This window comes from Pseudomonas sp. KUIN-1, from assembly GCF_009176725.1.
Taxonomy (GTDB): Bacteria; Pseudomonadota; Gammaproteobacteria; order Pseudomonadales; family Pseudomonadaceae; genus Aquipseudomonas; species Aquipseudomonas fragariae.
This window is the reverse complement of the sequence record NZ_AP020337.1, coordinates 1,683,430-1,702,932: the sequence shown is the minus strand read 5'-3', so window position 1 is coordinate 1,702,932 and position 19,503 is coordinate 1,683,430. Positions and strand designations below refer to the sequence as shown.

20 protein-coding genes are annotated in these 19,503 nt (G+C 59.6%); 10 read left to right on the top strand and 10 right to left on the bottom strand.

The genetic code is table 11. From position 1 onward, the window contains the following. Positions 1–187 precede the first annotated feature (187 nt). Positions 188–904 (top strand): WbqC family protein, encoded by a 717-nt coding sequence (locus KUIN1_RS08185; protein WP_032656456.1) that lies wholly within the window; start codon positions 188–190, stop codon positions 902–904. Between the two features lie 37 nt (positions 905–941). Here the strand turns inward: KUIN1_RS08185 and KUIN1_RS08180 are convergent, their stop codons facing one another. From KUIN1_RS08180 to KUIN1_RS08170, 3 genes are all read right to left on the bottom strand, one after another. After that, the gene (locus KUIN1_RS08180; protein ID WP_003345586.1) at positions 942–1,466 is read right to left on the bottom strand and encodes a DUF2937 family protein; all 525 of its coding nucleotides are present in this window, start codon (positions 1,464–1,466) and stop codon (positions 942–944) included. A 46-nt stretch (positions 1,467–1,512) separates the two neighbouring features. Then, the gene (locus KUIN1_RS08175; RefSeq protein WP_103754560.1) at positions 1,513–2,313 is read right to left on the bottom strand and encodes a class II glutamine amidotransferase; all 801 of its coding nucleotides are present in this window, start codon (positions 2,311–2,313) and stop codon (positions 1,513–1,515) included. Between the two features lie 76 nt (positions 2,314–2,389). After that, entirely contained in the window at positions 2,390–2,866 is a 477-nt protein-coding gene (locus tag KUIN1_RS08170; RefSeq protein WP_003390927.1) for a hypothetical protein, read from the bottom strand. A gap of 132 nt (positions 2,867–2,998) precedes the next feature. Here KUIN1_RS08170 and KUIN1_RS08165 point away from each other — a divergent pair, with 132 nt between their 5' ends. The 7 genes from KUIN1_RS08165 (at position 2,999) to KUIN1_RS08135 (ending at position 9,876) form a co-directional block, all read left to right on the top strand. After that, entirely contained in the window at positions 2,999–5,059 is a 2,061-nt protein-coding gene (locus KUIN1_RS08165) for a S9 family peptidase (protein WP_003407241.1), read from the top strand. Positions 5,060–5,135: 76 nt separating this feature from the next. After that, entirely contained in the window at positions 5,136–5,612 is a 477-nt protein-coding gene (locus KUIN1_RS08160; protein WP_003407239.1) for a cyclic nucleotide-binding domain-containing protein, read from the top strand. A 66-nt stretch (positions 5,613–5,678) separates the two neighbouring features. Next, on the top strand, positions 5,679–6,053 hold the full coding sequence (locus KUIN1_RS08155) for a YajD family HNH nuclease (protein ID WP_003317410.1): 375 nt from the start codon (positions 5,679–5,681) through the stop codon (positions 6,051–6,053). 86 nt (positions 6,054–6,139) lie between these two features. After that, complete coding sequence (locus tag KUIN1_RS08150; RefSeq protein WP_032607382.1) at positions 6,140–7,918, top strand: copper resistance system multicopper oxidase; 1,779 nt, start codon at positions 6,140–6,142, stop codon at positions 7,916–7,918. 8 nt (positions 7,919–7,926) lie between these two features. After that, positions 7,927–8,823: a copper resistance protein B gene (locus KUIN1_RS08145; RefSeq protein WP_172980041.1), complete on the top strand. Its 897-nt coding sequence runs from the start codon at positions 7,927–7,929 to the stop codon at positions 8,821–8,823. A 66-nt stretch (positions 8,824–8,889) separates the two neighbouring features. Beyond that, entirely contained in the window at positions 8,890–9,390 is a 501-nt protein-coding gene (locus KUIN1_RS08140; protein ID WP_003317406.1) for an RNA methyltransferase, read from the top strand. Between the two features lie 105 nt (positions 9,391–9,495). Next, positions 9,496–9,876, top strand: a complete 381-nt coding sequence (locus KUIN1_RS08135) for a YgaP family membrane protein (protein WP_024641153.1) — start codon at positions 9,496–9,498, stop codon at positions 9,874–9,876. 4 nt (positions 9,877–9,880) lie between these two features. Here KUIN1_RS08135 and KUIN1_RS08130 read toward each other — a convergent pair whose 3' ends face one another. Further along, positions 9,881–10,330, bottom strand: a complete 450-nt coding sequence (locus tag KUIN1_RS08130; protein ID WP_003407229.1) for a YcgN family cysteine cluster protein — start codon at positions 10,328–10,330, stop codon at positions 9,881–9,883. 210 nt (positions 10,331–10,540) lie between these two features. Here KUIN1_RS08130 and KUIN1_RS08125 point away from each other — a divergent pair, with 210 nt between their 5' ends. Next, positions 10,541–11,134 carry a nitroreductase family protein gene (locus tag KUIN1_RS08125; RefSeq protein ID WP_011267101.1) on the top strand — a complete coding sequence of 198 codons (594 nt, stop codon included), beginning with the start codon at positions 10,541–10,543 and terminating at the stop codon, positions 11,132–11,134. A gap of 66 nt (positions 11,135–11,200) precedes the next feature. Here KUIN1_RS08125 and KUIN1_RS08120 read toward each other — a convergent pair whose 3' ends face one another. From KUIN1_RS08120 to gvpU, 6 genes are all read right to left on the bottom strand, one after another. Then, positions 11,201–12,133, bottom strand: a complete 933-nt coding sequence (locus KUIN1_RS08120) for a D-2-hydroxyacid dehydrogenase (protein WP_024651794.1) — start codon at positions 12,131–12,133, stop codon at positions 11,201–11,203. Between the two features lie 70 nt (positions 12,134–12,203). Continuing rightward, positions 12,204–12,497: a YcgL domain-containing protein gene (locus KUIN1_RS08115; protein WP_003407219.1), complete on the bottom strand. Its 294-nt coding sequence runs from the start codon at positions 12,495–12,497 to the stop codon at positions 12,204–12,206. Further along, positions 12,494–13,627, bottom strand: a complete 1,134-nt coding sequence (rnd, locus tag KUIN1_RS08110) for a ribonuclease D (protein WP_003407217.1) — start codon at positions 13,625–13,627, stop codon at positions 12,494–12,496. Before rnd ends, KUIN1_RS08115 begins: the two co-directional genes overlap by 4 nt. A 189-nt stretch (positions 13,628–13,816) precedes the next feature. Then, positions 13,817–15,457: a phosphoethanolamine transferase gene (locus KUIN1_RS08105; RefSeq protein ID WP_172980040.1), complete on the bottom strand. Its 1,641-nt coding sequence runs from the start codon at positions 15,455–15,457 to the stop codon at positions 13,817–13,819. 232 nt (positions 15,458–15,689) lie between these two features. After that, on the bottom strand, positions 15,690–17,381 hold the full coding sequence (locus tag KUIN1_RS08100; protein ID WP_024651792.1) for an NAD-dependent malic enzyme: 1,692 nt from the start codon (positions 17,379–17,381) through the stop codon (positions 15,690–15,692). Positions 17,382–17,694: 313 nt separating this feature from the next. Next, positions 17,695–18,177 (bottom strand): gas vesicle accessory protein GvpU, encoded by a 483-nt coding sequence (gvpU, locus tag KUIN1_RS08095; RefSeq protein ID WP_010432140.1) that lies wholly within the window; start codon positions 18,175–18,177, stop codon positions 17,695–17,697. 298 nt (positions 18,178–18,475) lie between these two features. Between gvpU and KUIN1_RS08090 the strand changes: the two genes are divergently transcribed. Further along, complete coding sequence (locus KUIN1_RS08090) at positions 18,476–19,444, top strand: LLM class oxidoreductase (RefSeq protein WP_152091925.1); 969 nt, start codon at positions 18,476–18,478, stop codon at positions 19,442–19,444. Positions 19,445–19,503: the final 59 nt, after the last annotated feature.

Here is a 19,503-nt window from a genome sequence, read left to right as displayed (position 1 = left end):
TATAAGCCGGTCATCGACCGACCGATACAACCCGACCAGCAGCATGATCATTTTGAACACCCAAACTACGCTGACAGTTCCACACAACCAATCAGACGCAAAAGTGCTGATTGAGTAGGTCGTTTTGCAGTTACTCCATCGTTTTGCCTGAGCAGCCGTCGCGACGTCGCGACGTCGCGGGTTACTTATGAACGAAACGCTCGGGATCATGCAGCCTTACTTTTTCCCCTACATCGGTTACTTCCAGCTCATTGCGGCGGTCCAGCGCGGGCTGGTCTTTGACATCGTCAAATACAAACGCAAAAGCTGGATGAACCGCAATCGGGTACTGGGCAGCAAAGGCGACTGGCAATACATCAATGTTCCGGTCTGTGTCAGCGAGGGCGCACTGATCAAGGACGCGACCATCATCGACCTTGCCTGTGCCCACCGACGAATCAAGAATCAGCTTGAACACTATCGAAGCCAGGCGCCGTACTTCCGGGAAACCTTGCAGGTGGTCGAGCAGACATTCGGCACACCTGCCACCCACCTGTGTGAACTCAACACGCGCGCGCTGAAAGTGGTCTGCGAGTATTTAGGCATGAGTTTTAACTGGGAAAGCTGTGCGGCGATGAACCTGGATCTGCCGCCCATTGAACATGCAGGCCAATGGGCGCTGGAAATAAGCACCGTGCTGGGGGCGCGCCAGTACATCAACGCCACAGGTGGACGCGAAATTTTCATACCCGGCGAATGGCAGGAACGAGGCATAGAACTGAGGTTTCTCGAGCCCGCTTCATTCAGTTATTCCACGGGACCTCTGAATTTCGTCGAAAACCTTTCAATCATCGACGTGCTGATGTGGAACGCACCTGAAACGGTACTCGCCTATCTACATAATGAAACACGGGCAGTCATATGAGCTGCGCGCCGATGTTTCGCTATGCCCCGCCCCACAGTCAATTCCAGTCGCGTTCCAGCTGCGGCTTGCGTCGTCCGCCGTTGAAAACCCAGCCAAGCAACAGCACAAAGCTTTCGATCAGCAGCGCCAGCAGCAATGCACTGATGATGCCCCAGGCAATCACTTCCGGGGCCAGCAGAACTTGCCACGTATAGCCATTGAAGGTTTCGCGACGGATATCCGGATCGGAAGAGGTGGCCACGAAGATGGCTTTGGAATACCACGGCCCCTGGAGCCCGAGCCACTGACGCTCAAGAATGTGCGTGCGGTTCATCAGGGTGTCGATGGTGTCCGCATCGCTGCGGAAAACCGGGTCTTCACTGCTGCGATAGTGCTGGATCAGCGCCTGGATATCGCCCTTGAAGAACTGCTGCGCAGTGGCGGTATAGCCCTTGACGGCTTGTTGCGCCTCGATCAGATGCGCTTCGACACGCTTGCTGTAATCACTGATGAAACCGGGAATCTGTACCCCGAACAGCAGGCCCATGGTGAACAGGACCAATCGCAGATAACTTCGCAGCATCAATATCCCTCTTCTTTTTTATCCATTAAGCCGATGTGATGGTGTCTTACGGCCTGGCCGTCTCGGTCGCGGTGTCGACTGAACCTTGCGCCACGCTCTCGCCCTTGCGCCACAGACTCCACTGGCCCGGTTCATAGCGGTTCCAGTTTTCGTTCTCGGTCAAGGGTTCGGTCGCGATGACCGTGACCACGTCGTGCGGTGTGGTTTCAGCCTGAAAATCGACAATCACGTCGACATCTTTCAACCTCGCCGGACCGAACGGAGCACGGCGAGTGATCTGAACCAGTTTGGTACTGCAAAAGCAAAACAGCCAGTCGCCGTCGCTCAACAGGCAGTTGAACACGCCTTTACTGCGATATTCGGCACACGCCTGAATCAGCGTAGGCAGCAACGCCTCGACGTCGACGGGCTCGGGAAAGGTTTCGCGGACGCGATTGAGCAAGTCGCAGAATGCCGCTTCGCTGTCGGTATCGCCCACTGGCCGATAAAAAGTAACGCCCGGGGTGAAATCCGCCAGCTGACCGTTATGCGCAAAGCACCAGTTACGGCCCCAGAGCTCACGGACGAAAGGATGGGTATTGGACAGGCAGACCTTGCCGACGTTGGCCTGCCGAATATGGCCAATCACGACTTCGCTCTTGATGGGATAACGCTGCACCAACTGTGCGACTTCCGATTCGCTGCTGGCTGCCGGGTCCTGAAACAGACGCAGGCCACGGCCCTCGTAGAAGGCAATGCCCCAGCCATCGCGATGCGGACCGGTGCGGCCGCCACGCTGCATCAGCCCGGTAAAGCTGAAGACAATGTCGGTCGGGACGTTGGCGCTCATGCCCAGTAGTTCACACATGCTCAGGTTCTCGCTTCAAGACGTTTTGCAGCGGGTCATGCGCCGCAGGTAGCGGCGCTTGCCAACGAAGCGGGAGCTACAGCCGCGGCTCGACCCGCGCAGCCCTGGTCGGCGCAAGAGGCGCAGCGTTCTTGCGAGCGTAGTGATCGTCTTCGGCGAAAGGTTCGTCAGCAGGGTCTGTTTCGACAGGCTGGGCCGCAGGCTTGGGCTGGCGGGCCTTGCGGCTGCGTTCGATCGGCCAGCGGATCAGCACGAACAGCAGGTACGCGGCGAAGGCGAACATACCATACATGGCCAGGTCCGACACGGCGGTCCAGATATTGCTGCCGACCTTGAACATCAGGTCGAGCGCAGTGATCGCCACGGCTGGCGCCATCGCGTCCTTGGCAGGGTCGACCATGGTCGGCGTAAACAGCAGCACCGCGACCGCCACCAGCAACGGCTCCTTGAGGTACCGCCACATCCAGCGGGTCATCAGAAACCATACCAGCAGGCAACCCAACGCGGCGAAGGCGTAGACGCTCCAGGCGATCAGATAGTCGTTTTCGGTCATGACGTCCGTGGTAAGCCAGGTAAAGAGGCGCTTATGATAACGGCTTTTGCCTGACGCGGCTTGCCTCGCTTCAGTATTCGGTTCAGCGTGTACCGATATTTTCCTGATTGATGCCTTAACAGAGAGCCCAGCATGTCCTTCCCGAATGCAACCTCCAGCGCCCCGATCGCTCGCAAGGCCGACGGTCCCGACCCTTATGCCTGGCTGCAGAACCGCGACACCGACGAAGTGCTCGACTACCTCAAAGCCGAAAACGCCTGGCAGGAGCAGCAACTGGCAGAGCAGACCGGGTTGCGCGAAAGCCTGTTCGAAGAAATCAAGGGCCGCATCCTCGAAACCGACCTGTCGCTGCCCTCCCCCTGGGGCCCGTACCTTTATTACACCCGCACCACACAAGGCGATGAATACGCCCGGCACTACCGCTGCCCGCGCCCGGCCGACGACAGCAACACGGTGGATGAAAGCGCCGAGGAATTGTTGCTCGACCCCAACGAGATGGCCGATGGCGGCTTTTTCTCGCTGGGTGCGTTCAGCATCAGTCCCGACCACCAGCGTCTGGCCTACAGCCTGGACACCAGTGGCGACGAGATATATGAGCTTTACGTCAAGGAGCTGAGCACCGGTCAGATCAGCAGCCTGCCCTTTAAAAACTGCGACGGCAGCATGACCTGGGCCAACGACAGCCAGACCCTGTTTTTCGGCGAGCTGGACGAAACCCATCGCCCGGGCAAGCTGCATCGCCATACCCTGGGCACGGCATCGGCCGAGCAGGTGTTCGACGAGCCGGACGGCCGCTTCTTCCTGCACTGCTTCCGCAGCAGCTCAGAGCGCCAACTGATCATTCTGCTCAACAGCAAAACCACCAGCGAAGCCTGGGTGCTGGACGCCGATCATCCGCAACAGGCCTTCACCTGCCTCGCACCGCGCAGCGAAGGTCACGAATATTATCCGGACCACGGGCTGCTCAATGGCGTCTGGACCTGGTTCATCCGCAGCAATCAGAGCGGCATCAACTTCGCGCTGTATCAGGCTGCGCAACAGGACAGTGACGTACCGGTGCGCGAGGACTGGCAGACGCTGGTCGCGCACGACGACAAGGTCATGCTCGAAGGCGTCAGCCTCAACGCCAAAGGCATCAGCCTGAGCCTGCGCGAGGGCGGCCTGCCGATCATCGAAGTACGTCCGCAAGCGCTGCCGACCTATCGCGTGCAGCTACCTGACGCCGCCTACAGCCTGTATGTGCAGGACACGCTGGAATTCGACAGCGACAAAATCCGCCTGCGCTACCAGTCGCTGAACCGTCCGGCCCAGGTCCGTCAACTGACCCTGGCCAGCGGCGAACAGGTAGTGCTCAAGGAAACCCCGGTACTGGGCACCTTCGACGCCGATGCCTACGTCAGCCAGCGTTTGTGGGCCACGGCCAGCGATGGCACCCAGGTGCCGATCAGCCTGGTGGTCAAGCGCGAACTGGCCGGACAGGCCACCCCGCTGTATCTGTACGGCTACGGCGCCTACGGCGAGAGCCTCGACCCGTGGTTTTCCCACGCGCGCCTGAGCCTGCTCGACCGTGGCGTGGCGTTCGCCATCGCCCATGTGCGCGGCGGCGGCGAGCTGGGCGAGGCCTGGTATCGCAACGGCAAGCAGGAGCACAAACAGAACACTTTCGGCGATTTCATTGCCTGCGCCGAACACCTTGTTGCCCAGGGCCTGACCAGCGCCGGACAACTGGTGATCAGCGGTGGCAGCGCCGGTGGCCTGCTGATCGGTGCGGTGCTCAACCAACGGCCCGAGCTGTTCAAGGCAGCGATTGCCGAAGTGCCGTTCGTCGATGTACTGAACACCATGCTCGACCCGGACCTGCCGCTGACCGTCACCGAATACGACGAATGGGGCAACCCGCAGGAGCCGGAGGTCTACGCGCGTATCAAGGCCTACGCGCCCTACGAAAACGTCACGGCTCAGGCCTATCCGGCCATGCTGGTCATCGCCGGTTACAACGACAGCCGTGTGCAGTATTGGGAAGCCGCCAAATGGGTGGCTAAATTGCGCGCCACCAAGACCGACGATAATCCGTTGCTGCTCAAGACCGAACTGGGCGCCGGGCACGGTGGCATGAGCGGTCGCTATCAGGGCTTGCGTGACGTGGCGCTGGAGTACGCATTTATCTTCAAGGTATTGCAGATCGCTGAATGAACTTGGTGTGAAACACCTGTCTTACTAGGATCGGGGGCAGCGGAGTTGCCCCTTTGTCAGGATTACCAGACCTAACATGTCAGAACCACTGTCCAACCTGAACAACGCCATACGCGACATGCTGCTCGATTGCGGCCTGTTCGACACCCTGCTGCCGGGCGATTTCTTTACCGTAGCCGGCTATTTCAGCATTACCGATATCGATAAAGGCGAGACCATCTTTGCCGAGGGCGATGCCGGAACCTTCATGTGCATCATCCATCAGGGCACCGTGTCTGTGCAGAAGCTTGCCGCAGACGGTCAACAGGTGGAAATCGCCGTTCTGCGCCACGGCCGCGCCTTCGGAGAAATGGCGGTGCTCGATGGCGAGCGCCGCTCGGCCAGTTGTATCGCAGCCACCAGTTGCCAGCTATTGAACCTGGGCCGTGATTCGCTGGACAAGATGCTCGAGGACGCACCGAAAATCGCCGCCAAGATCATTCGTGCCCTGGCCATCTCGTTGTCCAAGCGCCTGCGCATGGTCGATGGTCAATTACTCTCCCAACAGGTGTGAGTTTGCCTATCTGGCGCTAAACTTGCCGATATTCCGCTTTCAATGCGCACACGCACAGGTGACACCATGAGCACGGCCAATCCTCCTTCCCATACTGCCAAGCTGGACCGCATCCTGGCCGACGCCCAGCGCGACCGCGAGATGGGCTACCGTGACAAGGCGCTGCGCATGTACCCGCATGTTTGCGGCCGCTGCGCGCGCGAGTTCGCAGGCAAACGTCTCAGCGAACTGACCGTACACCACCGCGACCACAACCATGACAACAACCCGCAGGACGGCTCCAACTGGGAGCTGCTGTGCCTGTATTGCCACGACAACGAGCACTCGCGCTACACCGATCAGCAGTACTTCGCCGATGGCTCCCTGGGCAGTCCGAAAACCGCCAAGGCCACTCACAACCCGTTCGCTGCACTGGCCGGGCTGATGAAAAAGGACGAGTAACCTCGGCGCTTTCGACCAGCCACGCTCCCCTGCCCTACCCGCACTTCCCCTGGCCTGCGGCCACCCGACCGACCGGATATCTCGCCATGCCCACCCGAACCTCAAGACGAACCTTTGTGAAAGGGCTGGCCGCCAGTGGCCTGCTCGGCGGCCTCGGGTTGTGGCGCAGCCCGGCGTGGGCGGTGGCCAATCCGGGCCAGCCCAACGGGTTGTCCGGCACCGAGTTCGATCTGTATATCGGCGAAACCCAGGTCAACATCACCGGCAATGCCAAGACCGCGCAGACCATCAATGGCGGTATTCCCGGCCCGCTGCTGCGCTGGCGCGAAGGCGACACCGTGACCCTGAGGGTCAAAAACCGGCTCGACGAAGCCACATCCATCCATTGGCACGGCATCATCCTGCCGGCCAACATGGACGGCGTGCCGGGGTTGAGTTTTGACGGTATTGCGCCGGATGGCCTGTATGTCTACCGCTTCAAGGTCAGGCAGCACGGCACCTACTGGTATCACAGCCACTCCGGCTTCCAGGAACAGTCGGGGGTCTACGGGCCGCTGGTGATCGACGCGAAAGAGCCGGAGCCGTTCGAATACGACCGCGAACACGTGATCATGCTCAGCGACTGGACCGACGAAGAGCCGGTCCAGCTGATGAAAACGCTCAAGAAACAGTCCGATTACTACAACAATAACCAGCGCACCGTCGGCGACTTCATCAACGACGTGGGTGAAAAAGGCTGGAGCGAGACCACCAGGGATCGCTGGATGTGGGCGAAGATGAGAATGGACCCGACCGATCTCGCGGATGTCAGCGGCGCGACCTACACCTACCTGATGAACGGTCAGGCGCCGAACATGAACTGGACCGGGCTGTTCAAGCCTGGCGAGCGGATCCGACTGCGGCTGATCAACGGCTCGGCAATGACGTACTTCGACGTGCGTATTCCGGGCCTGAAGATGACCGTAGTGGCCAGCGACGGCCTGCACGTCAAGCCGGTGACCGTCGACGAGTTGCGCATCGCAGTGGCGGAAACCTTCGACGTGATTGTCGAGCCGGCGGAAGGTGCCTATACCCTGTTCGCACAGTCCATGGACCGCACCGGTTATGCCCGCGGCACCCTGGCCAGCAGGCCCGGCCTGCAGGCTGCCGTTCCGCCCCTCGATCCACGCCCGCTGTTGAGCATGGATGATATGGGCATGGCAGGCATGGAGCATGGCAGCATGAACCACGCCGCAGCCCCGGCAACGCACGACATGTCAGGCATGGACCACAGCAAGATGGGCCACGACGCGATGCCCGCAATGGACCACGCGCAGACGCCGGCCCAGAAAACGCCGACTCCGCAATCGCACCCCGAGAGCGAAAACAACAACCCGCTGGTCGACATGCAAGCCATGAGCACCTCGCCCAAGCTCGACGATCCGGGCATCGGCCTCAGGGGCAATGGCCGCAGAGTCCTGACCTACGCTGACCTGCGCAGCACCTTCGAAGACCCGGACGGCCGTGAGCCCAGTCGCACGATCGAGCTGCACCTGACCGGGCATATGGAAAAATACGCCTGGTCATTCGACGGTGTGAAGTTCTCGGACGCCAAACCGCTGATGCTCAAATACGGTGAGCGGGTGCGTGTCGTGCTGGTCAACGACACGATGATGACCCACCCCATCCATCTGCATGGCATGTGGAGCGACCTCGAAGACGAGAATGGACAGTTCATGGTGCGCAAACACACCATCGACATGCCACCGGGATCACGCCGCAGCTATCGCGTGACCGCCGATGCGCTGGGCCGTTGGGCTTATCACTGTCACATGCTGTACCACATGGAAATGGGCATGTTCCGCGAAGTGCGGGTGGAAGAATGAGGACCTTGATGTTGAGCAGAACGCTGAATTCGCCCCGCCTGCCGATGCTGTTGCTGGCCGCCGGGCTGACCGCCACGCCGTGGGCCCCGACCTTGGCCGCCGGAATGGAGGGCATGGACCACGACAGCCATGCGATGCATATGGACGCCGGCGACAGCGAGGACACGCCCTCGACACAGGCTGCGCCCAACCAGAGCCGAACCCCGATCCCGCCGATCACTGATGCGGACCGGGCTGCGGTGTACACCATCCACGCGGGCCATCAGGTTCATGACAGCGCCATCAACAGTTACTTTCTGGCCGACAAGCTGGAATGGCAGGACGCCAACGACGGCAGCGCTCTGGCCTGGGACCTGTCCGGCTGGATTGGCGGTGATATCGACCGCCTGCTGCTGCGCTCCGAAGGTGAGCGAACCAACGGCAAGACCGAAGAAGCGGAAATCCAGGCGTTGTGGGGCCACTCGATCAGCCCTTGGTGGGACGTGGTCGCCGGAGCACGTCAGGATTTCAAACCGGGCGCGCCGCAAACCTGGGCCGCCTTCGGCCTGCAGGGCCAAGCCATTTCGGATCTGGATATCGAGGCCACCGCGTTCATCGGCGAAGCCGGACAGACCGCCGCTCGCCTGGAGGCCGACTACGACCTCCAACTGACCAACAATCTGGTGCTGCAGCCCACCGCGGAGCTGAACTTCTACGGCAAGAACGACCCGCAACGCGGCAATGGTTCGGGCCTGTCGACCAGCGAGTTCGGCCTCAGACTGCGCTACGAGATCACCCCGCAATTCGCCCCTTATGTCGGGGTGAGCTGGGACCGCTCCTACGGCAAGACGGCCGATTACGCGCGCGAGGACGACGAAGACACCCAGGACGCGCGACTGGTGGTCGGCGTGCGCATGTGGTTCTGAACACAGTCAATGGTATTGCTCCGAGGCTGCCGTATAATCCCCGGTTTTCTTCAGAGCACCCTCCCCGTGGCCAACAAACGGTACGCCTGCATCGGTCTTTACAACCCCAAGTCCCCGGAAAACGTCGGCTCCGTCATGCGTGCGGCCGGCTGTTACGGCGTGGCGTCGGTGTTCTATACCGGTAAACGCTATGAACGCGCGCGGGACTTCATCACCGACACCAAGAAAATCCATCAGGACATCCCGCTGATCGGCATCGAAGACCTCAAAAGCATTCTGCCGCTGGGTTGCATTCCGGTGGCCGTCGAACTGGTCGACGGCGCCCGCGCACTGCCCGAATACACGCACCCTGATCGCGCGCTGTATATCTTCGGCCCGGAAGATGGCTCGCTGGATCAGGAGATTCGCGACTGGTGCGAAGACGTGGTCTATATCCCGACCGAGGGCTGCATGAACCTGGCGGCGACCGTCAACGTTGTTCTCTATGACCGCATGGCCAAAGGTATCAATACCCGTTCGGGTCCGCAGTTCGGTCGCGAGAAAATTGATCCGGCCAGCGACCGCTGACGGAAAAGCATTGAACCTGTGTCGCGCATGGGCAGTCAGTTTCTGTGAATCGAGCAACTGCTTCCAATTTGCCAACTCCGACCTACTACCTCATGGAGAGCCATCATGCGCGACACCCCGATCATCGAACGCATCGACACACCTGAACTGCTTCAACGCAAACCCGAGCAGAATGTCCAGGGCTGGGAGCGTATCGGCTCGCTGGCTGGCGGCGTATTGCTGATGGGTAAAGGCGTCCGTCGTGGCGGCTTTCTGGGCCTGATCCAACTGGCCATCGGCGGCGCGGCGCTGGCACGCGGCATCAGTGGTCACTGCTCGGCCAAGAGCCTGATGGAAAAAGGCCGCAGCGATCTGCAGAGCGCACGCTCGACCATCGAACGTGCCGGTGCGGAACTGAACACCCTCAAGGACGACGCTGAACATGCCGTGAAGACGGCGGCTGCCAAAGGCGTGGAAGAGCTGACCGAGCCAAAACCGGTCATTTAAGCGTTCAACCTGCGCGAAAAATCAGGTAATCCTCCCAGTCGTCTTCGGCCACATTGTTCTCGCTGAGCATGCGACCTGACTGGGAGATACGCTCGTGATGCACGGCCGTGCGATCACCACACACCAGATGGTGCCAGAGCGGCAGATCCTTGCCCTCGCTGACCAGGCGATAGCCACAGGTCGGTGGCAGCCATTTGAACTCATCTGCCTGACCGGGCGTTAACTGAATGCAATCGGGCACCGAGGCACGACGGTTTGCGTAATCGGAACACTGGCAGGTTTTCAGATCCAGCAGCTTGCAGGCAATTCGCGTGTAATAAACCGCGTTGTCTTCCTCATCCTCAAGCTTCTGCAGGCAGCACAGGCCACAGCCATCGCACAAAGACTCCCACTCCTGGGTATCGAGCTGGTCAAGGGTCTTGCGCATCCAGAAGGGTTCAACTTTAGCGGCCATGGTTCGGACAACGGTATCGATAATGAAAAGGCCGCCAGTCTAGAGGTACACGGGGTGCGGGCCAAGCACTTGCGACTGCCGGTAGCCGGGACTTGTCAGCGACAGGGCAAAACAGTAGCGTTAACGGGTTTTCAGTGCGTTCAAGCGATGCCTGCCGACCACGGCCCATCAAGCCACGCTCGTTTTCAACCTTCGCTATCAAGGACTCTCATGAGCACGAACCCTCGCATCGCCGATCACCCGATCGACCCGCAATTCACCGAACGCTGGTCGCCACGTGCCTTCAACGGCCAAAGCATCGACCAGGAAACCCTGCTGAGCTTTTTCGAAGCCGCACGCTGGGCGCCATCGGCGTATAACTCGCAGCCTTGGCGCTTTCTCTATGCACGTCGCGATACGCCGAACTGGGAGCGTTACCTGGGCTTGCTGAACGAGTTCAATCGCAGTTGGGCGCAACACGCAGCGGCCTTGGTGATCGTCATTTCCAAGACCACCTTCGTCGCCCCCGGCGCAAGCGAAGAGAGCCCGGCTCTATGGCACACCTTCGACACGGGTTCGGCATGGGGTTACCTGGCACTGCAGGCCAGCCTGAGCGGCTGGCACACCCACGGCATGGCCGGTTTCGATCAGGATCTGACCCGCAAGGAGTTGAATATTCCCGAGGGCTACGCAGTGCACGCGGCCGTCGCGATTGGCAAGCTGGGTGACAAATCGACCCTGCCGGACTACCTGCAAGGCCGCGAAGTGCCAAGCCCGCGCAAGCCGCTGGCAGAACTGGCCGCCGAAGGTGATTTTTCGCTGTAACCGACTGTTTGCGGTGATCGATACCTGCGAGCCGACGCCTGAAACGTCGGCTCGCAGGCAAGGGCGTCAGTAACCTCGCGAAAAATCGACCTCGCCGCGCAGCGTTTCTCCGGCCTGAAAAGCGTTCAGGTTATGCACGAAAAGCTCGGTCATGGCCACAGGTGAGGTAGGCGCCGAGCTGTGACCGGTCAACAGCAGACCGTAGGCAGTCCAGAACGGATGCCGCTGCGGCAAAGGCTCCTGACGGCAGACGTCAATCACCGCGCCAGCCAGATGCCCTTCCTTCAACGCCTCGACCAGATCTGCGTCGACGACCGCCACCCCGCGTCCGACGTTGATGAACAGCGCCGTGGGCTTGAAGCTGGCGAACAGCTTGGCGTCGTACAGGTCGTGCGTCTCGGGCGTGTTGGGCAGCAGGTTGATGACGTAATCCATCTCGCCGAGCAGACCCGTCATGTCTGACAACGCCGTCACTTCGATGAACGGTTCCTGAGTGCGCGCACTGGAAGCCACACCGTACACCTGCACGCCGAACGGCAGGAGGAACTCGGCAACGCGCTGACCGATATCACCGGCACCGACGATCAATGCCTTGCGGCCCGACAGGCTCTGCCCGGTGCGGTTGTCCCACTTGCGCTCGACCTGGCTCATCAGGCGCGCCAGCACCTCGCGCTCATGGCCAAGCATGTAGGTCAAAACGAATTCGGCCATGACCTGCCCGAAAATCCCGACCGCGCGGGTCAGGCGATAGTCGCGCGACAGGCTGTCAGCCAGCAGCGGCGTGATGCCCGCCCAGGTGGATTGCAGCCATTGCGGCGTGTGCCCCTGCCGCAACAGGTTGGCCATCAGGTCCGGCTGCCCCAGCCAGACCGGGCAGTCGCTGGCCATGCGCGACAATTCGGCAGAATCGCCAGTGCTGAAAACTTCCAGATCAGGCGCAGCCTTGCGCAACAATTGGGTGTAAACGTGGTAATCGTGCTCGGCAATCAGAACGCGCATGTTTCAAAAACCTTAAAAACAGGACAGGCAACCCACGTCGATGTGGGCCGCTTTACAACGTGAGCAACGATTACATGGGATCGTTGCGGCGCAGCAGCTCTTCGGGCAAGTGCTCGATGTAATCGTCTTCAGCCGGCGGCATCTGCAAGTGATAGCCCTGGCTGTCGAGGTTCTCCAGCACCACATTGATATCTTCGCGCGACAGCGCCCGCTCGGGGCTCAGCACCAGATCGAATGCATGAACCGGCTTGCCGAAGGCCACCAGCAGCTCGGGCGGCACACGCTTGAGGACGTCGCTCTTCAGGACGTAAAGGTACATCTCGTTTCTTTTCGGGCTGCGATAAATCGAGCAGATGCGCTTCAAGACGGTTCTCCAGGGGTGGCCAGGCTGTCCAGCAGCGCCTGACCCATCAACTCGCGACGCCAGCCACGCAGCGAGTCGGGCAATTGGTAAGGACCGTCGGGGTAGCCGCTCTTGAGCAGGGCTTCGAGGGTCTTCTTGCGCAGCATCAGCTCCGGCGCCATGTCCAGTTGCTCGGCGTATTGCTGGCCGATTGCGCGCAGACGCTTGATCGACCCGGCCGCATCAATGGGCAGTGGCTCGGGCAACGCAGGTGGCCACTCTTCGGGAGGCAACACGCTCGCGGTCTTGATCAGCTCGAGCAGAAACTCGCCGTCATGACGGACCGTACGCGGGTGCATGTCCTCGATCCGCGCCAGCGCGCCGAGGTTGTCCGGCTGGGTCTTGGCCAATGGCCAGAGCGAGTGCTCACGCACGATACGGTTGCGCGGCAGATTACGGGCGCGCGCCTCACGCTCACGCCAGGCACACAACTCGCGCAGCACCGCCAGCTGGGCGCGGGACAGCTTCCAGGCCAGCTTGGCGTCGCGATACACCTCGTACGGGTCCACCTCACGGCGCAGGTTGGCGACCAGTTCGGCGCCGTCATCCAGCAGCCAGGCGTATTTGTCGTCGGACAAGCGCGGGCGCAGGATGGTGAACAACTCGGCCAGGTGCACGGCGTCTTCGGCAGCGTAGCTGACCTGCGTTTCCGACAACGGGCGTTGCAGCCAGTCGGAACGGGTTTCGCCCTTGGGCAGGTCGATGTCGAGGACCTCCTGCACCAGGCGCGAGTAGCCCATGGAAAAACCGAGGTTCAGGTAGGCGGCTGCCAACTGGGTATCGAACAGCGGAACCGGCAGGCTGCCGGTCAGGCGCAGCAACACCTCGAGGTCTTCGCTGCACGCATGCACCACTTTGATGACGTCGGGGTTTTCGAGCAACGCAGACAGCGGCCGCCAGTCGTTGATCAGCAACGGATCAATCAGCCAGGCGCTCTGCCCGTCGCCGATCTGCAGCAGCGCGGCGATCGGATAAAAAGTGTCGACCCGCATGAACTCGGTGTCGAGCGCCACGAAAGGCAGTGACTGCCATTGTGCGCAATGCCGGGCGAGGCTGTCGTCGTCGCGAATCCAGTGAATATCGATGGCCACATGGCTCTCCCTTCAACAATGGCGCGCAGTATATATCGTCATGGGAGATTATCGCGCGTCTGTCGTCCGGGTCTGGCGCATCTTCATGCAAATGACGGACGGGAACAGCGACTGCCGGGCAAACGCGCTGCCGATGATCGTCCCCATAACGTGAGAGGACGATCAATACCCGGAACGCCGCGCACGTGGTTACTTGTCGGTGGCCGCCAACTCGCTGCGGCACCCGGCAAACATATCGAGGCTGGGGTCATAAACCTTGGTATCGACTTTCAGCAGGCCGAGCATGGAATGGAAAAGATTGTCCTGACTCAACGGTGCATTACGCTGTTTGGCCAGGCACTCCGGCGTGACGGCAAAGGACTTCTGATAGTTATCGGACAACCAGACCATCATCGGCACATGCTTTTGCTGATCAGGCGCCAGCACATAAGGCGTGCCGTGCAGGAACAGGTTGTACTCGCCCAGCGACTCGCCATGGTCCGACAGGTAGACCATGGCGGTATCGACCTTGTTTTGATTGGCGCGTAGAAGATCAATCAGTGTGGACAGTACATGGTCGGTGTAAAGCAACGTATTGTCGTACGCATTGACGATGCTGTCCCGGCTGCAATTGTTCAGCGCATTGCTTTCACACACCGGGGTAAACTTTTCAAACTCTTTTGGGTAACGTTTGTAGTATTCAGGCCCGTGGCTGCCCATCTGGTGCAGAACAAGCACCGTGTCCTTGTCGAGACTGTCGATAAAGGTCTGCAGGTTTTGCAAGAGTATCTCGTCCCGGCATTCATGGTTGTTGCACAACAGCGGGTCCTTGAGATTGCTCACGTCCTGGAAGGTCACTCGATCACAGGTGCCTTTGCAGCCGGCCTGATTGTCACGCCATATCACGTCTATGCCCGCGCGCTTCAGTACATCCAGCAAGCCTTCCTGATTGCGCGCCTGGGTAGCGTTGTAATTCTTGCGCCCCATGCTGGAGAACATGCAAGGCACCGACACGGCGGTTTCGGTGCCGCAGGAATACACATCGGTAAACGCCACCAGCCCGCTTTCCTTGTTGAGGTTGGGCGTGGTGTTACGACCATAGCCAAGGATCCCGAAGTTCTCGGCCCGGGCACTTTCGCCGACCACCAGCACGGTCAACGATTTGCGAGCATGCGTGGCCCAATCCGCAGAACGTTTGGCGTCCTCGCCGATCTTGACGAACGGGCGCCTTGCAGAGAGCACCTGCTCACTCAGGTAGCCCAGCGACGCACCAATGTAATTGCTTGGCACCACCATCAGGCGCAACTCATGGTGATTGCGAAACAATGACGACAGCCCCTGGTAATTGGCCAGTGCAACGCCGCCGATTGCCACGCAGCACGCAACCGTCACCAGCAGTTTGCTGAACAGTTCAAGGTGCCAGCGACGGTAGCTGATCGGCAGTTTCCAGAGTATCAGCGAGGGTACTACGCCCAGCAGAAGGATATACAAGGCCAGTTTTAAAGACAGCAGCCCCTGCACTTCCGTAACGTTGGTTTCGGCGAAGTTTCGAAACATGCCAGCGTCGATCATGACCCCGTATTCGGTCATGAAATAAACCACCCCCGCGCTGATCATAAACAGACTGATCAACACCGGTTTAAACACACGACGGAATGCCAACAGCGTCAGCACGATATTGAACACGCAAAAAATCATCAAGCCAAACGCAAAGCGCATGGCCAACCCTTTACTATCGGCGCTGGTAATCGAGAAAAGATGCTGCCAGAGATTGATATTGAAACCCAGTAACAGAAACGCACTGGCAAGTAGGGTTACAACTTCTGGACGAACAGTTCTGGGTGTCGGCATCGTGGTCTGCTTATCGAATGAATATGCATCGGGCATTCAGGAGCCAGTGAACTCCCCGATGGCGCGCACTGTAGGCAGCGCATCATCAATTTTATGTGAAAATGGTGAGAGGATTGGGTTGAATGAAGCTTATTTCACTGTAAAGAAATTCGTTGCAGCATTACCGCATTTGCAGAGCAGCGTGTCTCCGCAAGCAAGCTTGCGGAGACGTCATCCTTTCAACCGCGCCTGATCAGACCGAGCGACGGCGGTAGGCCCGGTAGCCCGGCAACCAGAAATTACGCTCGATGGCCTCAAGCAGTGCCTCTTCGGTAGTTTCCAGCGCCAGCCCTTCGGCTTGCGCTTCCCTGGCCACAGCCAACGCGATCTTGCGGCTGACCTGCTGGATTTCCTTGAGCGGCGGCAACACCGCATCGCCCTTCCCTGTCACCATCGGCGAGCACTCGGCCAGCGCATTGGACGCCGCCATGAGCATCCGGTCAGTGATGCGCGATGCCTTGCAGGCCACCACGCCGAGGCCGATGCCCGGAAAGATGTAGGAGTTGTTGCACTGCGCGATATGCACCGTGCGACCGTTGATTTCCACTGGCGCAAACGGACTGCCGGTGGCCACCAGCGCATTGCCGTCGGTCCAGCGCAGGATTTCTTCCGGCGTGGCTTCCACTTTGGACGTCGGATTGGACAGCGGCATGACCAGGGGTTTGGCGCAATGCTTGTGCAGTTCGCGAATCACCTGCTCGGTGAACAGACCGCGCTGCCCGGACACACCGATCATTACGGTGGCGCCGGCGTGGGTGACCACGTCGAGCAACTGTGGGAAGGCTTCCGAGCCGGCAGTCCAGCCAGACACGTCGGCGGTCTTTTGCGCCAGTCGTTTCTGGAAGTCGAGCAGGTTGTCCATGCTTTCGGTCAACAGGCCGAAACGATCAACCATGAAAATACGTTTGCGCGCTTCGCTTTCGCTCAGGCCTTCAATGCGCATCGCTGCGATGATGTGCTCGGCGATCCCGCAGCCTGCCGAACCGGCTCCGACAAACACCACCTTCTGCTGGCCGAGGGTTTCATTCTTGGCCTTGCAGGCCGCCAGCAACGTACCCACGGCAACCGAAGCGGTGCCCTGGATGTCATCGTTGAAGCAGCACAGTTCGTCGCGATACTTTTCGAGCAGCGGCATGGCGTTGGACTGGGCGAAATCTTCAAACTGCAACAGCACGTCCGGCCAGCGACGCTGCACCGCGTCGATGAACAGCGCGATGAAGTCTTCGTATTCCTTGCCCGATACCCGCTCGTGACGCCAGCCCATGTACATCGGGTCGTCCAGCAGCTCACGATTGTTGGTGCCGACATCCAGCACGATCGGCAGCGTGTACGCCGGGCTGATCCCGCCGCAAGCGGTGTACAACGACAGTTTGCCGATCGGAATGCCCATGCCGCCGATGCCCTGATCGCCCAGGCCGAGAATTCGCTCGCTGTCGGTCACGACAATGATCTTGATCCGATCCTTAGTCGCGCTGCGCAAAATGTCATCGATGCGGTCACGCTCGGGGTAGGAAATGAACAGGCCGCGATGCGTGCGGTAGATCTTGGAGAATTCCTGACAGGCCTGCCCCACCGTCGGCGTGTAGATGATCGGCAGCATCTCGTCCAGGTGGGAGTCGAGCAGACGGAAAAACAGGGTTTCGTTGTTGTCCTGGATCGAACGCAGGTAGATATGCTTGTCCAGGTCGCTCGCACACTGTTTGTACTGGCTGTAGACCCGGGTGACTTGCTCTTCGATCGTCTCTACGTTCTGCGGCAGGAGACCGATCAGATTGAATTCGACCCGCTCTTGCGGGGTGAAGGCACTGCCTTTGTTCAGCAGGGGCATTTCCAGCAGTGAGGGTCCTGCGTAGGAAATGTACAAAGGTCGCGAAGTGTTGGTCATTTTCTCTAATCGCCTTTTTCGTCTACTCATTAATTCTTTACGTCGACCGGGGCGGGCAGCCTGGCTCAGTTCTTGTTGTTTTTTCTTGTCGCCAGTTCTCTATCAGGCCATGCCGAAAACCATTCGGCGGATAAGGTCAGGGCAGACATATTACTCGCCTGACAGCGGCTTGCGACATTTTGTCGCGCAAAGAGTGGCTAAGTGACGCTATTGCAGGCGCAGCATCCCATGACCAGCCGGTGCAGTCGGCACGCTGGAAGGCATCATGGTCTCGGGTTGAAAAAGCCCCGACGGACGTCGGGGCTTCATGGGATCAGGCTGCGCCAGGCTTTTCAGCGATAAGCCCGATGGTGAACCCATCGACTGCCGAGATCCGGCCCCGCCACAGCACACCGGCATCACAAATCGGGTTGCCGTCAGTGGAATAGGTGCGGCAGTCCTTCAAGTGAATGAAATGGAAGGCCGGGGTGTCTTCAGATGACTCACCGGGCTTGAAGGACAGGATCATCTCTTTCATGGTCGCGTCAGTGCCGTTGGCGAACGAACTGAACGGTGCCGAGATATCGTCGGCCAACTGCTCGAAATACGCATCGTGAGAAATCAGATGCCCGGAAACCAGATTCCCGCCCACCGACAGCGTCACGCCCATCTCAACCTTGGTGTTGGCAACAAACTTGACCAGCCATTGCAGCAACCAGTCGATCTGCTTGCCCTGCCACTTGAACTGAGCAATCACGTCATCGTGGCTCTGGCTGGGAGAAGGTTGCGACTTTTGTACCTGATCTACGTCCGACATCTGATAGCTCCTCGCCTCACAAAACGTTGAACCCAAGGTATAGATCAGAAAGGGCGAAAGCGAAACCGGGAGGCAGGATTAGTTTGCGAATGGCCAAAGGGTAGGTATGAAAACCACGTAATTTTGCAGGAGGATGATGTCAGTGCTTGTAATCTGCATGGGCAGCCAGTCGTTCGCTCAACTGTTGCAGACAGCATATTGATGATTTTTTTTCACAATGACTGATCCAAAAGATCGGAGATCCGCCTAAAGGTCATCTATAGAATCGAATGATCGATTTCCGAAACGGAGTAAAACGATGACTCAGAACAATCAATCGCTCAGCCTGGAGAACCATACGGCGTTCAGCGGTACATTCCAGCCTGATCAGTTGACCATCGGATTCATCTCGCCCGCGCGCGGCTATCCTGACGGCCCTTTTCCCAGTCTGGAGGACCAGGCCGAGATCGTGCAGCGCCTCGATCAGAGCGATGCTGCGGCGCTGTGGCTGCGCGATGTGCCGTTTTACGATCCGTCATTTGGCGATACCGGCCAGGTCCTTGATCCGCTGGTGTACGCGGGCTGGCTGGCAGCGCTCACTCATAGAATCGCCATCGGCACTGCAGGCATCGTCAGCCCGTTGCGAGAGCCGGTTATCACCGCCAAGCAGATCGCTACGGCGGACCAACTCCTGGGAGGCCGCTTTCTCGCTGGCATGGCTTCGGGTGACCGGGCAACAGAGTACCCGGCTTTCGGGGTCGACTTTGCCAGCCGGGCGGAACGCTATCAGGAAGCGCTAACGCTGATCAAAACGCTGATTTCAGAGTCATTTCCGCGCCTGAAGACACAGCATTTCGGCCAGTTGCGGGGCGATATCGATCTGGTCCCCAAACCCGCAGCCCAACGCGTCCCTATCATTGCCATCGGTCGTGCTGGACAGAGCCTGGAGTGGCTTGCAGCCAATGTAGATGCCTGGATCTGGCATGGCGACGCGCCGCGCATGCCGGAGGCTGTACCGCATTGGCGTGAGGCAACCGCTTCCAGGGGGTTCATCCCTTTCGGCTATGGCGCGATGTTCGATCTCGACACCAATCCTGACGCGCCGCTACAAACGGGGCGGATGCTGCGGGGCGGTCGAAAGGCGCTGAAAGACTTCTTCTCGCGGCAACGCGAAGCCGGGATCAATCATGTTGCCTTGAACCTCAAGCCCACGCGGCGCCCCTCTCTGGAGCTGATCGATGAACTTCAGGAGCACATCCTCCCCGAGTTTTCCATCACGTCAGGCTGAGGAGACAGGGACGGTTTCGCGATTCTGTGTTGTAAGCGGCTTTGCGATCATCCCCGATT